The organism is Streptomyces sp. NBC_00554 (genome assembly GCF_041431135.1).
In the GTDB taxonomy this organism is placed as follows: Bacteria; Actinomycetota; Actinomycetes; order Streptomycetales; family Streptomycetaceae; genus Streptomyces.
The window spans coordinates 1979482-1994936 of record NZ_CP107799.1 but is presented as its reverse complement, the minus strand read 5'-3'; the positions used below and the strand labels follow the sequence as shown (position 1 = coordinate 1994936).

13 protein-coding genes are annotated in these 15455 nt (G+C 70.0%); 11 read left to right on the top strand and 2 right to left on the bottom strand.

Annotated elements, in window-relative coordinates; genetic code table 11:
- Positions 1-36: 36 nt before the first annotated feature.
- From OG266_RS08810 to OG266_RS08765, 10 genes are all read left to right on the top strand, one after another.
- A complete protein-coding gene (locus OG266_RS08810; RefSeq protein WP_371552706.1) occupies positions 37-2427 on the top strand; it encodes an SWIM zinc finger family protein in 2391 nt (796 codons plus the stop codon).
- Between the two features lie 350 nt (positions 2428-2777).
- The gene (locus OG266_RS08805) at positions 2778-4076 is read left to right on the top strand and encodes a sulfite oxidase (protein ID WP_371544301.1); all 1299 of its coding nucleotides are present in this window, start codon (positions 2778-2780) and stop codon (positions 4074-4076) included.
- Between the two features lie 129 nt (positions 4077-4205).
- On the top strand, positions 4206-5501 hold the full coding sequence (gene pcaC, locus OG266_RS08800) for a 4-carboxymuconolactone decarboxylase (RefSeq protein ID WP_266473622.1): 1296 nt from the start codon (positions 4206-4208) through the stop codon (positions 5499-5501).
- 91 nt (positions 5502-5592) lie between these two features.
- The gene (locus tag OG266_RS08795) at positions 5593-6225 is read left to right on the top strand and encodes an MBL fold metallo-hydrolase (RefSeq protein ID WP_371552704.1); all 633 of its coding nucleotides are present in this window, start codon (positions 5593-5595) and stop codon (positions 6223-6225) included.
- An 81-nt stretch (positions 6226-6306) separates the two neighbouring features.
- A complete protein-coding gene (locus OG266_RS08790) occupies positions 6307-7086 on the top strand; it encodes an exodeoxyribonuclease III (protein WP_371544299.1) in 780 nt (259 codons plus the stop codon).
- A 181-nt stretch (positions 7087-7267) separates the two neighbouring features.
- Complete coding sequence (locus OG266_RS08785) at positions 7268-7708, top strand: DUF6278 family protein (RefSeq protein ID WP_371544296.1); 441 nt, start codon at positions 7268-7270, stop codon at positions 7706-7708.
- Positions 7709-7817: 109 nt separating this feature from the next.
- Positions 7818-8561 carry an amino acid ABC transporter ATP-binding protein gene (locus OG266_RS08780; protein WP_329544746.1) on the top strand — a complete coding sequence of 248 codons (744 nt, stop codon included), beginning with the start codon at positions 7818-7820 and terminating at the stop codon, positions 8559-8561.
- 17 nt (positions 8562-8578) lie between these two features.
- Entirely contained in the window at positions 8579-9496 is a 918-nt protein-coding gene (locus OG266_RS08775) for a glutamate ABC transporter substrate-binding protein (RefSeq protein ID WP_371544294.1), read from the top strand.
- A gap of 7 nt (positions 9497-9503) precedes the next feature.
- A complete protein-coding gene (locus OG266_RS08770; protein ID WP_329544744.1) occupies positions 9504-10148 on the top strand; it encodes an amino acid ABC transporter permease in 645 nt (214 codons plus the stop codon).
- Positions 10145-11035, top strand: a complete 891-nt coding sequence (locus tag OG266_RS08765; RefSeq protein WP_371544291.1) for an amino acid ABC transporter permease — start codon at positions 10145-10147, stop codon at positions 11033-11035. The genes OG266_RS08770 and OG266_RS08765 overlap by 4 nt, the downstream gene beginning before the upstream one ends.
- A 48-nt stretch (positions 11036-11083) precedes the next feature.
- Here the strand turns inward: OG266_RS08765 and OG266_RS08760 are convergent, their stop codons facing one another.
- Positions 11084-12655 (bottom strand): alpha/beta fold hydrolase, encoded by a 1572-nt coding sequence (locus OG266_RS08760; protein ID WP_371544288.1) that lies wholly within the window; start codon positions 12653-12655, stop codon positions 11084-11086.
- 116 nt (positions 12656-12771) lie between these two features.
- Positions 12772-13530 (bottom strand): hypothetical protein, encoded by a 759-nt coding sequence (locus OG266_RS08755; protein WP_266473603.1) that lies wholly within the window; start codon positions 13528-13530, stop codon positions 12772-12774.
- Positions 13531-13634: 104 nt separating this feature from the next.
- Here OG266_RS08755 and ggt point away from each other — a divergent pair, with 104 nt between their 5' ends.
- Complete coding sequence (ggt, locus tag OG266_RS08750; protein ID WP_371544285.1) at positions 13635-15440, top strand: gamma-glutamyltransferase; 1806 nt, start codon at positions 13635-13637, stop codon at positions 15438-15440.
- The last annotated feature ends 15 nt before the right edge of the window (positions 15441-15455 follow it).

The window sequence follows — 15455 nt, the reverse complement described above, 5'->3', positions numbered from 1 at the left end:
GCGGATGAGACGGCTCCGGAGACCGAGGGCGGGGACATCGAGCAGTCACACCTCCCGGCGGAGGAGGCGGGAGCGCGCCCTGCCGACGTGGCCCGCCGGGCTCTGCGGGCCGCGCGGGAGCGCGAGGTTCGGGGGGACGAGTCGGCTGACGGTGAGTTGGGTCAGCCGGATCAGCAGGCTGAGCGGGTCACCGCCGATCCGCGCCCCCAGAGGGCGTCCTCCCCGGGAGCGCGACCGGGAGACGCGGCACGCGAGGCTCTGCGACGGGCGACGGCGGCGGGGAGGTTCGCCGGTACCGGAGCTGTTCACGGCGCCTACGCCGGTGCGGCTGCGGCGTCCGACGGGGCTGTGGAACCCGGCCGGCCACAGTCTCCAGCCGATGCCGATGCCGATGCCGATGCCGATGCCGGGACCGGGACCGGGACCGAGGTCCAGGCCGAGGCCGTCGCCAGGACGGAGGCAACCCCGACAGGCAGTCCGTCCGCAGAGCGTCCGCGCCCAGGAGACATCGCACGCGAGGCGTTGCGCGCCGCGCGGAGTGAGGCGAGGCAGACGCGAACGGATGCCGGAACCAAGAGGGCAACGGACCCTGGCAGCAGGGGAGTCGAGGCGCGGCGCCGGTCCACCGATCCTGCGCCGATCGATTCCAGGGCTCCGCGGAACCCCCGGAGCCAGAACCGGCGAACCCAGGCCCAAGACCTACGCGATCTGCTCGCCGGCGCCTTCCAACTGCCGTCCGACACCGAAGCCGCCGTCGACGCAAGCTCGGACTCGCACCCCGAGCAGCCCGCAGCCGCGACCCGACCGAGCCAGGGCGCGGCCGCACACCCCCGGGCCGCAAGCGAGGGCATCGACTCGCGCCCGGCGCAGCCCGACGCCGCGGCTGTCGTACCCCCGGACGCACCACCTCTGCCCGTACGAGGAGCAATCCCGGACCGGACCCCGGCGCGGCCCGGTGACGCAACCGTCCCGTCCCCGGACGCACCGCCCCGACCCGTGCGCGGAGCAATCCCGGACCGTCACCCGGCGCAGCCCGGTGACGCAACTGTCCCGTCCCCGGACGCACCACCCCTGCCCGCGGGCGAAGCGACCCCGGACCCGCACCCCGCGCACCCCAGGCCCGTTGAGCGGCCCCCAGTCGCGCCCACCCGGCTCCCGCGTTCCATGGGATCCCCTGGTCGCGATGGTGAGCTGCGCCGGACGTTCGAGGCCTTTCCGGCGCGGGAGTCGGGGGCCGGCGGCTTCGCGGAGACGTGGTGGGGGAACGCGTGGGTGAGCGCGCTGGAGGAGGGGGCGCTCGATGCTGCGCGGCTTGCGCGAGGAAGGACGTATGCCGGGCGCGGGCACGTGGACGCGATCACGGTCACACCCGGGCTGGTGCTCGCGTACGTGCACGGGAGCCGCCCGCGGCCGTATCGCGTACAGGTCGCCCTGGGGACGCTGTCCGACGCTGACTGGGACCGATTCCTCGACGCGGTCGCCGAGCGGCCCGGGGACATCGCGGCGCTGCTCGACAAGGAGATGCCCAAGTCGCTCGCCGAATGCGGGGTCGCTCTGCTCCCCGGTCCCGGCGAGCTGGAACCGCACTGCAGTTGCCCCGACTCCGGGCATCCCTGCAAGCACGCGGCCGCCCTGTGCTACCAGACGGCACGGCTGCTGGACGAAGACCCCTTCGTGCTGCTCCTCCTGCGCGGTCGCGGCGAACGCGAGCTTCTCGACGCGCTGTCCCGCCGCAACGCGGCCCGTATCGCCCGCGCCGCCCAGGACCAGGAAGCGGCCCCCCTCCCCGGCACCCGTGCCCGCGACGCCCTCGCTCAGCGCGTACTGCCTCCCCTCCCCGCGCCGCTCCCACCGCCCGCGCACCCGGAGCAGCCGCCGACCTACCCGGGCGCGCCGGGCGGCCCGGACCCGTTCGCGCTGGACCAGTTGGCCACCGACGCGGCGGCTCGTGCGCACACGCTGCTCACCGCGGGCCGCGATCCGGTCGCGGGCCTGACGCTCTGGCAGGACGCGGTGCGCCTCGCCGCGGCCCGCCCCGGTTCCGGCCTCACCGCGGCGACCCGCACCCTCTACGCCTCGCTCGCCTCCGCCGCGGGACGTACCCGGGCCGACCTGGCGCGCGCGGTCGCCGCCTGGCGCCAAGGCGGCTTCGAAGGGCTCGCCGTCCTCGAAGAGCCCTGGGATCCGCCCGCGGGCCGCTTCGACCGGGCCCGCCCACTCCTCCTCGCCGCCGACCTCCCCGCCTTCCGACCCTGGCGCAACCACCTCACCCACCCGCGAGGCCACGCCCAGCTCCGCCTCGGTCACAACGGCCTCTGGTACGCCTACGAATCAGAACCAGGCCAGGACGACTGGTGGCCCCGCGGCACCCCCGACCTGGACCCGGTCGGCGCCCTCACCGGCCTCGGCGCACCGGGCGACCTCTGACGCCGGCGAGTCACCCGGCACCCTCCGCACGCCCGCTGTCCGGCAGTTGGCGCTCCAGAACACCGACTGCCCCGATTCCCCGACGAGTTGGCCTTCCGACTCGTACCATGGCGCCCATGTTCCCCAGCAACCACCACCCCGCCCCGCGGTCCCGCGCGCGTTCGTCGCGCGGTTGTTGTTGCTGATCCTCGCCACGGACGCCGTCCGTGCCATGGCAGTCGCGGTCCCACCGCAGACGCCATAACCCCCTTGCGCTTCAGGCACCTCCCGAGTGCCGTCCCTTCGCACGGCCGCGGTCCACCCCGCCGTGCCCCGAGCGTTCGCCTCCCGCCCGAAAGGCAGGCCCCGCCATGCCCCAGTCGCCTCGTACACCCCACCCCGAGTCCGCCTACGACCGCCGCAGACTCCGCCAGTGGCTGGCGGGCGACGCCCGGGCCGATGGCGTGGCCCGCCGCGACATGCTCAGACTGCTTGCCGCGGCCGGACTCACCGCGGCCGTGCCCACGGCCTTCGGCGCACCCGCTGCGGCCGCCACCGGGACCTCCGTGTCCGCCGCCGCGACGGTCCCCGGCATCGTCAAACCCCTCCCGGACGACTGGTTCACGGCACGCGGTACGAATGCCGAGACGAAGTTCGCGTCCCTCGCCGGCACCGGCTACCACACCCCGAACGACCACTTCTTCGTACGCAACCACACCGCCACACCCCTCCTGGACGCCGAGGCATGGACCCTCACCCTCTGGGGAGACGGACTCGCGCGTGAGGAGCCCGTCGAGTTCACGCTCGACGACCTGAAGCGGCTGCCCGCAACCACCCGCACCGCGTTCGTGGAGTGCGCGGGCAACGGCCGGAGCTTCTTCACGACGCAGCAGGGGCAGAGCGTCAGTGGTACGGCGTGGACGCTCGGCGCGATCGGCACGGCGCGCTGGAAGGGCGTACGGCTGGCCGAGGTACTGCGCAGGGCCGGGCTCACGGACCGCGCCGTGGACGTCCTGCCCCGAGGCCTGGACGCGGAGTACGTCACCGCGGACGGCACGAACCTCGGTCATGTCCGCCGCCCGCTGCCGCTTTCGAAGGCGTTGGACGACGTGCTGCTCGCGTACGAGATGAACGGCGAACCGCTTCCTGCGGACCACGGTCACCCGGTGCGTGTCCTGGTGCCCTCCTGGGTGGGCATCGCCTCGATCAAGTGGGTCGGCGACATCGAGGTCTCCGCCCAGCCGCTCTACTCGCCCTGGAACACCGACTTCTACCGGCTGTTCGGCGCCGCGTACCCCGACGGCGGCAGCGCGCCGCTCACCCGGCAGACCCTCAAGAGCGCCTTCGAACTCGCCTGGAACGCGAGCCTCCCGGCAGGCACGGTCCATCGGCTCACCGGCCGTTCCTGGTCCGGCGCCGGTGGCGTCGTCCGCGTCGATGTCAGCACCGACGGTGGCGCGACCTGGAAGAGGGCCCGGCTGTACGACGTGCCGCGCCGCGCAGGCTGGGTCCGCTGGTCCACCGACTGGCGTCCGACGACTCCGGGGACGTACACGCTGCTGGCCCGCGCGACGGACACGACGGGCCGTAGCCAGCCGGAGACGACGGTCGTCAACACGCAGGGCTACCTCTTCGACGCGGTCGTACGACACCCCGTCCAGGTGTCCTGACCACATGTAGCCGCTCCACGTATGCCTTCCGCACATATGCACGTCACCCCATGTGGCGGACCAGTGTGGGCGACGTGGACAACCAGGGCCCATGTCCGCCCCCACAGGGATGGAAGTTAGCGTGGAGCGGTGAGTGAGACGACGACCCCTGCCCTTCAGTACCGATGCGACGGCCCGGAAGACGCCCCGGTCCTCATCCTCGGGCCCTCGCTCGGCACCACCTGGCACATGTGGGACCGGCAGGTCCCGGAGCTGGCCAAGCACTGGCGGATCTTCCGGTTCGACCTGCCCGGTCACGGTGGCGCGCCCGCGTACCCGGCGGGTTCGGTCGCCGAGCTCGTCGAGCGGCTGCTCGCCACCCTTGACGGGCTCGGTGTGCAGCGCTTCGGTTACGCGGGCTGCGCGTTCGGCGCCGCCATCGGGATCGAGCTGGCGCTGCGTCATCCGGAGCGGCTCGCCTCGCTCGCGGTGATCGCCGCCTCGCCGCGTTTCGGCACGGCGGACGAGTTCCGGCAGCGCGGTGTGATCGTACGCACGAACGGTCTCGACCCGATCGCCCGGATGTCGCCCGAGCGCTGGTTCACGGAGGGATTCGCCGCCACCCAGCCCGCGATCACCGAGTGGGCCGTGCAGATGGTGCGCACCACCGACCCCGGCTGCTACATCGCGGCCTGCGAGGCGCTCGCCGCCTTCGACGTACGCGCCGAACTCACCCGCATCGGCGTGCCGACCCTCGTCCTCGTCGGCTCGGACGACCAGGTCACCGGGCCGGCCGAGGCCCGCACCCTGGTCGCCGGGATACCGGACGCCCGGCTCGCGGTCGTACCCGGCGCCTCGCACCTGGTCCCCGTCGAGCAGCCGGCCGCGGTCACCGACCTCCTCGTACGGCACTTCACCAGCGCCTGGCAGCCGGCCTTCGACTCGTCGACCGGCCAGATGGCGATCCCGGCGGCCCCGGTCAAGCAGGGCATCGCCCCGCCGCCCTCGGCGTCCCCCGTCGCCGAGATCGCGCCGCCCGCCGCGCAGGCCGAGGGGCTGGGGCGGCCCGACCCGTACGACGCCGGGATCAAGGTGCGCCGTGAGGTGCTCGGCGACGCGCACGTGGACCGGGCGCTGGCCTCGGCGGACGAGTTCTCCGGGGACTTCCAGGACTTCGTCACCCGGTACGCCTGGGGTGAGATCTGGGATCGGCCGGGGCTCGACCGGCGCTCGCGCAGCTGTGTCACGCTCACCGCGCTGGTCGCGGGCGGCCACCTCGACGAACTCGCCTTCCACATCCGCGCCGCCCTCCGCAACGGCCTCACCCCGGTGGAGATCAAGGAAGTGCTCCTCCAGGCGGCCGTCTACTGCGGCGTGCCGGCCGCGAACAGCGCCTTCAAGGTGGCCCAGCAGGTCATACGAGAAGAGACCACCCCCCAGGAGTGACCGCGCCCGTGATCTTCATCCGGGCAGCGAGGGCACCAGCCTGAGCGGCCCGGCGCCGGTCCGACGGGGGCAGGATGGAGCCATGACCCTCATGAAGTTCACGAAGAAGTCGCACGCCTGCGTCCGCCTCGAGAAGGACGGACGCACGCTCGTCATCGACCCGGGCACCTTCAGCGAGGCGGACGCCGCGGTCGGCGCGGACGCGATCCTGATCACGCACGAGCACGCCGACCACTTCAACGAGGAGCGGCTGCGGGCCGGGCTCGAGTCCAACCCGGGCGCCGAGATCTGGACGCTGAAGTCGGTGGCCGACAAGATCTCGGCGGCCTTCCCCGGGCGCGTGCACACCGTCGGCCACGGCGACACCTTCAGCGCCGCGGGCTTCGACGTCCAGGCGCACGGCGAACTGCACGCCGTGATCCACCCGGACATCCCGCGCATCACCAACGTCGGCTACCTCGTCGACGGCCGTGTCTTCCACCCGGGCGACGCCCTCACCGTCCCCGACCATCCGGTCGAGACGCTGCTGCTGCCCGTCATGGCTCCCTGGAGCAAGATCTCCGAGGTCATCGACTACGTCCGCGAGGTCAAGCCGCAGCGCGCGTACGACATCCACGACGCCCTGCTCACCGACCTCGCCCGGCCGATCTACGACAACCAGATCGGCGCCCTGGGCGGCTCCGAGCACCTGCGGCTCAAGCCGGGGGCGTCGGCGGAGGTCTGAGCCGCATGGGAAGACGGCGGCTTCCGCACGCGGAAGGCGCCGCCGGACCCGTTGTCGTACCCGCCCGGTAAGTTGTGAGTCATGCGTATCGCCACCTGGAACGTGAACTCGATCACCGCCCGTCTCCCGAGGCTGCTGGCCTGGCTGGAGAGCAGCGGCACGGACGTGCTGTGCATCCAGGAGACCAAGACCACCGCCGAGCAGTTCCCCACCGAGGAGCTGCGAGAGCTGGGTTACGAGTCGGCGGTGAACGCCACGGGGCGGTGGAACGGCGTCGCGGTGGTCTCCCGGGTGGGCCTCGAGGACGTCGTCAAGGGCCTGCCGGGCGACCCCGGCTTCGACGGCGTCCAGGAGCCCCGCGCGGTCTCCGCGACCTGCGGCCCGGTCCGCGTCTGGTCGGTGTACGTGCCGAATGGGCGCGAGGTGGACAACCCCCACTACGCGTACAAGATCCAGTGGTTCGAGGCCCTCAAAGCGGCGATCGCGGGCGACGCCGCGGGCAGCCGGCCGTTCGCGGTGATGGGTGACTACAACGTGGCGCCGACGGACGACGACGTCTGGGACATCGCCGCTTTCGAGGGCGCCACGCACGTCACCCCGGCCGAGCGCGGCGCCCTCGCCGCCCTGCGCGAGGCGGGCCTCGCGGACGTGGTCCCGCGCCCCCTGAAGTACGACCACCCGTTCACGTACTGGGACTACCGTCAGCTCGGCTTCCCCAAGAACCGCGGTATGCGCATCGACCTCGTCTACGGGAACGAGGCGTTCTCGAAGGCCGTCACCGACTCGTACGTGGACCGCGAGGAGCGCAAGGGCAAGGGCGCCTCGGACCATGCGCCGGTCGTGGTGGACCTGGACGTGTAGCGGACTTGGACGTGTGAACGGCGCGCCCATCGGCTCATCAGCCCGTCCGCGGACCGCGGGCGGTGATCTCCCTTGGTCCGGTGGGGACTTGGGGCGCGACCGCCATGGATGGGAACGCCCTCGAACAGGCGACCCCGCGCGCCTGTGGTGCGCGCGGTGGCGTGAATGACACGCTGGGCTTATGAACATCCCCTTCCTCGGTAACTGGCGCAAGAAGCGTGGCCCCGCCTTCGGGGTCGCGGTGTTCTCCGACGGCGTGACCGATTCCGAGGGTGTCGCCGAGCTCCTCTCCGAGTGCGATCTGCTACGCTCCCAGGCGGAATTGGCGGGGGTCGAACTCGACGACTCCGTGGTCTCGTTGGAGGCCCTCGACCAACTTCTGCCGCGCTGGCGGGACGACGAGGAGAGCCTGCCCTGGCTCGGCAACGACGCGGGCCTCTACGTCGGCACGGTCATCGTGCGCACGGTCCCCGGAGCCGTGTGGGAGATCTGGCCCAACGGCCATCCCGTGGTGCGGCTGGCCTCCGGCCGTGAGATCGATGTGGTCGCCTCCGGCCACACCTGGGCATCCACCGGTGCCCCCGAACTCTCGCAGCTCTACGCGGAGGTGTCGGAGGGCTAACCGCACAATACGGCTAATGCCCGAAAAGTGCGTGTCGAGTATTAAGTCCGTTCTTGTCCGGATAGTTTGCGGCAACTGCGACACAGTTGAGAGTGGGTAGGGGCCGGGCATGGCTGTCGATCCGTTGATCGAGCTGCATGACGTGAACAAGCACTTCGGTGAGTTGCATGTCCTTCAGGACATCAACCTAACCGTCGGTAAGGGGGAGGTGGTCGTGGTCATCGGCCCGTCGGGGTCGGGAAAATCGACACTGTGCAGAGCGATCAACCGGCTGGAGAAGATCGAGTCGGGGACGATCAAGCTCGACGGCAAGTTGCTTCCGGAGGAGGGCAAGGCGCTCGCCCAGCTCCGTGCCGAGGTCGGCATGGTCTTCCAGTCCTTCAACCTCTTCGCCCACAAGACGGTTCTGCAGAACGTCTCGCTCGCCCAGGTCAAGGTCCGCGGCCGCAAGCGGGAGGAAGCCGACAAGCGCTCCGCCGAACTCCTGGACCGCGTCGGCCTCGCCTCGCAGGCCCCGAAGTACCCGGCACAGCTCTCCGGCGGACAGCAGCAGCGCGTGGCCATCGCCCGCGCCCTCGCCATGGATCCGAAGGCGCTCCTTTTCGACGAGCCGACCTCGGCGCTCGACCCCGAGATGATCAACGAAGTCCTTGAAGTCATGCAGCAACTGGCGCGCGACGGAATGACGATGGTCGTCGTCACCCACGAGATGGGCTTCGCGCGCTCCGCCGCCAACCGCGTCGTCTTCATGGCCGACGGCCGCATCGTCGAGGACCGCACCCCGGAGGAGTTCTTCACCAACCCCCGCAGCGACCGCGCCAAGGACTTCCTCTCCAAGATCCTCAAGCACTGAGCCGGGGGGTGCGCAGCATGATCCGTACGACACGTGTGTCCTGTGCCCTCGCGGCGGTTGCGGCACTGATCGCCACCGCGGCCGCCTGCGGCAAGGAGGGGAGCCCTCCGACCAAGGGACCAGCCGCCGACAAACTGCCCAACTACCAAGTGGTAGAAGGTTTTCAGCTCCCGGACTCGCCCACCTGGAAGCGTGCCGACAAGCGCGGCTACTTCACCGTGGGCGCCAAGGAGGACCAGCCGTACCTGGGGGAGAAGAACCCGGCGAGCGGCACCTACTCCGGCTTCGACATCGAGATCGCCAAGATGATGTCGGCCTCACTCGGCTTCGCTCCGACGACGGTCCGCTTCAAGACGATCGCTTCGGCGAACCGCGAAACCGCCCTGCAGAACGGGCAGATCGACTACTACGTCGGCACCTACACCATCAACGACCTGCGCAAGAAACTCGTCGGCTTCGCCGGCCCGTACTACATGGCGGGTCAGTCCCTGCTGGTGCGCGCGGACGAGAACGACATCCACGGCCCACAGGACCTCGCAGGCAGGACCGTCTGCTCGGCGGCCGGTTCGACCCCCTACCAGCGCATCAAGGCGGACTACCCGAGGGCGAAACTCGTCGCCTACGACACGTACTCGGTCTGCGTCGACAACCTGCTCACCTACCAGGTCGACGCCGTCACCACCGACGACGCGATCCTGATCGGCTACGCGGCGAAGGTTCCCGACGAACTCAAGGTCGTCGGCAAGCCGTTCTCCGAGGAGCCGTACGGCATCGGTGTACCGCGCGGCGACAACGCGCTGCGGTTCGCACTCGACGACGCACTGGAGGCCCGCGAGAAGAACGGCGACTGGAAGAAGGCGTACGGGGCGACGCTCGGCCTGTCCGGCGTACCCGCGCCCACTCCGCCCAAGATCGACCGCTATCAGGGGAGTTGAGACCGTCGTGAACGTACTGACAGACAACTTCTCCACGTTCGTCGACGGATTCCTCGGCACCGTCGAACTCACCGTCTACGCCTCGCTGTTGGCACTGGCCCTGGGGTTCCTGATGGCCTCGTTCCGGGTCGCGCCGGTCGGCTCGCTCCGGGCCCTCGGTACGGCGTGGGTGACCGTGCTCCGCAACACCCCGCTCACCCTGCTGTTCTTCGCGGTGCTGCTCGGTCTGCCCCGCTTCGGACTCGTGCTGCCCTTCGAGGTGTTCGCGATCCTGGCGCTCGGCTGCTACACCTCGGCGTTCATCTGCGAGGCACTGCGGTCGGGCATCAACACCGTGCCCAAGGGGCAGGGGGAGGCGGCCCGCAGTCTCGGGATGACGTTCAGCCAGACGCTGTCCGGGGTCGTCCTGCCGCAGGCCTTCCGTTCGGTGATCCCGCCGGTCGGCTCCACCCTCATCGCGCTCGCCAAGAACTCGGCGATCGCGGGGGCGTTCAGCGTCACCGAGCTGCTCGGCACGTACAAGACCCTCAGCGAACTCGGCTACAACATCGTCTGGACCTTCGTCTGGATCGCCGTCGGCTACCTGATCATCACCCTCGCCATCAGCGCGGTCTTCAACATCCTCGAAAAGCGCTGGGGAGTCGCCCGATGACCGCCACCGCCACCGAATCCACCGCCCTCTACGACATCCCCGGGCCCAAGACCCGCCAACGGCACCGGATGTACGGCGTCCTGTCCACCGCCGTGATCCTCGGACTCTTCGGCTGGCTCCTGTATCTCCTGTTCGACACCGACCAGTTCACCTACACGAAGTGGATGCCCTTCGAATACAAGGGAATCCAGGAGCTGTTGCTGCGGGGCCTGGGCAACACGCTCAAGGCCTTCGCGATCGCCGCCGTGCTGTCCCTCGCTCTGGGCACCGTGCTCGCGACGGGACGGCTGTCGGACCACAGGCCGGTGCGCTGGATCTCCACCCTGCTCGTCGAGTTCTTCCGCGCCATGCCGGTCCTGGTGATGATCTTCTTCATCTTCGTGGCGCTCAAGGTGCAGCCGCTGCCCGCACTGGTCGCCGGGCTCACGCTCTACAACGGCTCGGTGCTCGCCGAGGTCTTCCGCTCGGGCGTCAACTCCGTCGAACGCGGCCAGCGGGAGGCCGCGTTCGCGCTCGGCATGCGCAAGACCCAGGTCATGACGTACGTCCTCGTACCGCAGGCCGTACGGTCCATGCTGCCCACCATCATCAGCCAACTAGTGGTGGCTCTGAAGGACACCTCGCTCGGCTATCTGATCACCTACGAAGAGTTTCTCCATGCCGGGAAGCTGATCGCGTCGAACCTCGACTACGATTTGCCGTTCATCCCCGTGGTGATGGTGATCTCACCGATCTACATCGGGATGTGCATGCTGCTCAGCTGGTTCGCCCAATGGGTGTCCCGGCGGGAGCAGCGCAGTCCCAAGACCGAGGCCGTGGACGTGGCAACGGCCGAACCAGGGACGCTGCTGCCGGGTGGGGGTCCCCCCACAGCCCCGAGACTGTAGGGGGAGCAGCAGCTCACAGGGCCAGACCCGGCCGGCGGCAGCCGGAGATCACTGCTTGCGCAGGGGCACCGACACATACGACGGGTCGTGCTCCGGTGAGGAGAAGGTCAGCTGCGCGCCGGACGGGTTGTGCTCGATGTAGAGCGGGTCGACCGTGTCGACGACCAGGGCGAGTCGATGCCCTGCCGGAACGTCGTAGGCCGTGGAGAACAACTCCAGGTCGACGCCGAACGGCTTGCCGGGCGTCTGCCCGTGGAAGGTGTACGGCGCGTTGCTGACCAGCTTGCCGAGGCCGAGCGGGCCCACGTCGTAGAGGTACGCGACGAGGGTTCCGCTCTCCTTGGTCGCGGTGACCGTGGTGTGCAACTTGGCGGTTCCGCGCACCTGTTGGGCACTCGCGTACTTCTCCGACTGCCAGACGGCCGCCCAGCGGCGCGGCAGCAGCGGGATCGACGCCATCGGGGGCAGTTGGGCGATCTGGTCGAGGATGCTGGAGAGGAAGATGACTCCGCCGTTCGCACCCGAGTCGACGTTCGCGCGGATCGTGGTCGAACCGGCGAGGGCGATCTTCTTGCGTGTCGCGCCGACCGACTTCCAGTCCGGGTAGCCCTCGTAGCCGCCCGTGGAACGGGACTTGAGCTGGACCGGCTGCTCGCGGTCGATGCCGTTGTCCTCGCCCCTGAGGTAGTGGTCGAACCAGCGGCCGGTGTCCGTCCACACGTCGTTGGGGAGTCCGAAGAGACCGGTCACCTCGGCCGTCGCGTGGTCGCCCGGCCGGTACTCCAGCCGCTTCGGGCCGGTCAACTCCTCGTAGAACTTGACGTATTGGTTCGGCGGGAAGATCGTGTCGCCCCAGCCGTTGGCCAGCATGATTGCCGCGCCGTTGGCGTTGATCTGGTCGACGTACGTCTGGGGGGAACGTTTCTTCCCCCAGGCGATGAGATCCGGCTCCTTGGCCAGGTTCGAGGAGAAGAAGTCCTTGAACACCTGCTGGAGTTCGGCGCTGGGGCGGCCGGTGAGGGTGCCGGCGCCGTCCAGCAGGGCGGCTGCCTGGGCGTGCTGGGTGCGGCCCGAGTAGATGGAGTCGATCAGGTCCGCCCAGCCGCTGAGGGCGGCAACCGCCTTGATCCGCTTGTCGTGCGCGGCGGCGAGCAGGCTGATGCCGGCGCCGTACGACATGCCCGCCATGCCGACCTTCTGGGCGTCGGCCGGGGTGTTCGCGAGCGCCCAGTCGATCACCCTGGACGCGTCGGCCACGTCCGGTGGGCCCGCCACCTCTATCTCCCCGCCGGACTGCCAGAAGCCGCGGACGTTGTAACTGACGACGACGTAACCGGAGTTCGCGAGCTTCTGGGCCTGGGTGAGGTACTCGACCTGGGGCAGACCCCAGCTCGTGGGCAGCACGATGAGCGGGAAACCGCGTGTGCCGGCGGCGCCCGCGGGAGTGATGACGTTGGCTTTGAGGATGGTGCCGCCGTCTCCGGCGATGTCGACGAAGCGGACACCCGCCGTGGTGGAGGCCTGGGCGGCGGGGGCCAGGCCGAGGGTGGTTCCGGCGATCAGGGTCGCCGAGACGACGCCGACGGCGGTGGTGCGCAGGGCCTTGTGCGGGTGTCCCACGGGTCACTCCTCACTCGTGTAAGTGCAAAGTGACCCGACGGTAACCTCGGTCTCTTACCGTAAGTAACCCGTCGGTAAGTTACGCGCCAGTAACGATTGTTGAAACGTGATGAAACCTAGGAGGCGCGATGGGAGTTCCGTGCAGCCGTCGCCTCCGGCAGCGGGGCCTGCGCCGCGCGCGTCACGTCCGCGACGAGTTCGACGACATCGGGGCCGTACGCCTGGGAGTTCACGACCTTCAGGAGGAGGACGAAGGAGTTGTTGCCGTGCTTGCGGGCCAGCCGTTCGTGGTTGCGGGCGAGGTAGCGGGAGGCCGCCTGGTTGGTGATCGCGCGCTGGCCGCAGAACAGGAAGACGGGCCGGGACAGGCCGGGTTGGCCGGCTGTCAGCCGGGCGAGCAGCACGTACTCCGTCACGCCCTTCTCCATGCGGTAGCGCTCGCTGCCGACCTGGAACGCCAGCCGGTCCAGGACCGGTTCCGGGTCGGTGTTCACGCGGACCCCGGGCAGCATGGCCTGCATATGGGCCGCCATGCGCCGATTCGACCCCGGGCCGCCGACGCAGAACTCCGTCCGCTCCCCGAAGCCCTGCCGGGCCGCTTCATGGGTGATCACCTGGGCGTTGGAGCCACAGTCCTTGATGAGCGCGGAGAGTTCCAGGAGCGCGAACACGTCGTAGCGGTGCACCGCGAGGTCGGGGCTGCCCGCGTCGCGGTTGACCACAAGGAGCGACTCGGAGTTGGTCGGCAGCCCGAAGAAGGCCTGCTTGCGGCGGAGCTTCCGCTTCCACAGATAGGTCCGCGCGACCCAGCCGAGCGCGGCGCTGATGCCGGCGGCGAGCACGCCCAGGACGATGTTGCGCACGTCGTCATTCATGGGCGCGCATGGTAGCGGCAATCCGGAACGGTGTTCGAGGGGGTCCTGACGGGAGAGCCTCGCTGAAGTTACGCTGCGCGGACGGTTGTTGACTGGAGGTACGGATGCGTCGCCCTGTTGCGCGGAATCTGGCGGTCTTGGCGGTTTCGGCCGCGGTGGTGTCGGTCGGCGCGGCGGCACCACCGTCCGCCTCGGGTGGTTCGGCCGCAGTGGAGAAGGTGCCGGTCGCCGTCGGCTACGGCGGTGCGGTGGCCAGCGTCGACGCGGATGCCTCCGCGGCCGGGATCGAGGTCCTGAAGAAGGGCGGCAACGCGGTGGACGCGGCGGTCGCCACGGCGGCGGCCCTCGGCGTCACCGAGCCGTACTCGTCCGGCATCGGCGGAGGCGGCTACTTCGTCTACTACGACGCCAAGTCCCGTAAGGTCCACACGATCGACGGCCGCGAGACGGCGCCGCTGACCGCAGACTCCGGTCTGTTCCTGGAGAACGGGCAGCCGATCGCCTTCGCGGACGCCGTCACCAGCGGGCTGGGCGTGGGCACTCCCGGGACGCCCGCAACCTGGCAGACGGCACTGGACAGTTGGGGCAGCAAGCGCCTGAGCGCCGTACTGAAGCCCGCCGAACGCATCGCGCGCGACGGCTTCACGGTCGACGCCACCTTCCGCTCGCAGACCGAGTCCAACCAGGCCCGGTTCAGGAACTTCCCGGACACCGCGGAGCTCTTCCTTCCCGACGGCTCGCTCCCGGTGGTCGGCTCGACCTTCAAGAACCCCGATCTCGCCAGTACGTACGAGGAGTTGGGCGAGGAGGGCGTCGACGCGATCTACGACGGCGAACTCGGCAAGGAGATCGTCGACACGGTGAACAATCCGCCGGTGGACCCGAGTTCGGGCTACAACGCCCGCCCCGGCCGGCTGTCGCTCGACGACCTCGCCGCGTACGAGGCGAAGCGGCAGGCGCCCACGAAGACTTCGTACCGCGGTCTGAACGTCTACTCGATCGCGCCCTCCTCCTCGGGCGGGACGACGGTCGGCGAGGCGCTCAACATCCTTGAGAGCACCGACCTGTCGAAGGCGAGCGAGGCGGAGTACCTGCACCGCTACATCGAGGCGAGCCGGATCGCGTTCGCGGACCGGGGGCGCTGGGTGGGCGACCCCGCCTTCGAGGACGTACCGACGAAGGAACTGCTGTCGCAGAAGTACGCCGACTCGCGCGAATGCCTGATCAAGGACGACGCGACGCTGACGAGTCCGCTCGCGCCGGGCGACCCGCGCAATCCGGCGGCCTGCTCGACGGCCGGTACGGCGGCTCCGACGACGTACGAGGGCGAGAACACCACGCACCTGACGGTGGCCGACAAGTGGGGCAACGTCGTCGCGTACACGCTGACCATCGAGCAGACCGGCGGCAGCGGCATCACGGTCCCGGACCGCGGCTTCATCCTCAACAACGAGCTGACGGACTTCTCCTTCACCCCGGCGAACCCGGCCGTGCCCGACCCGAACCTGCCCGGCCCCGGCAAGCGGCCGCGCTCGTCGATCTCGCCGACGATCGTCCTCGACCAGCACAACAAGCCGGTCGTGGCGCTCGGTTCACCGGGCGGCGCGACCATCATCACGACCGTGCTGCAGACCCTTACAGGCGTCGTCGACCGGGGTCTCCCCTTGGTGGACGCGATCGCGGCGCCGCGCGCCAGCCAGCGCAACCAGACCACCACCGAGCTCGAACCGGGCCTGTGGAACAGCCCGTTGAAGGCGCAGCTGGAGTCGGTCGGCCAGGCCTTCCGGCAGAACCCCGAGATCGGTGCGGCGACGGGCGTACAGCGGCTGCCGAACGGGCAGTGGCTCGCGGCGGCGGAGACCGTACGGCGGGGTGGCGGGTCGGCGATGGTCGTGCGGCCGGCCTCGTAGCGGTGACGTGGCGGT

Coding starts and splice junctions, on each gene's coding strand:
- OG266_RS08785 (WP_371544296.1), top strand. CDS start 7,268: ATGAACATCCCCTTCCTCGGTAACTGGCGCAAGAAGCGTGGCCCCGCC.
- OG266_RS08755 (WP_266473603.1), bottom strand. CDS start 13,530: ATGAATGACGACGTGCGCAACATCGTCCTGGGCGTGCTCGCCGCCGGC.
- ggt (WP_371544285.1), top strand. CDS start 13,635: ATGCGTCGCCCTGTTGCGCGGAATCTGGCGGTCTTGGCGGTTTCGGCC.
- OG266_RS08775 (WP_371544294.1), top strand. CDS start 8,579: ATGATCCGTACGACACGTGTGTCCTGTGCCCTCGCGGCGGTTGCGGCA.
- OG266_RS08790 (WP_371544299.1), top strand. CDS start 6,307: ATGCGTATCGCCACCTGGAACGTGAACTCGATCACCGCCCGTCTCCCG.
- OG266_RS08765 (WP_371544291.1), top strand. CDS start 10,145: ATGACCGCCACCGCCACCGAATCCACCGCCCTCTACGACATCCCCGGG.
- OG266_RS08805 (WP_371544301.1), top strand. CDS start 2,778: ATGCCCCAGTCGCCTCGTACACCCCACCCCGAGTCCGCCTACGACCGC.
- OG266_RS08795 (WP_371552704.1), top strand. CDS start 5,593: ATGAAGTTCACGAAGAAGTCGCACGCCTGCGTCCGCCTCGAGAAGGAC.
- OG266_RS08780 (WP_329544746.1), top strand. CDS start 7,818: ATGGCTGTCGATCCGTTGATCGAGCTGCATGACGTGAACAAGCACTTC.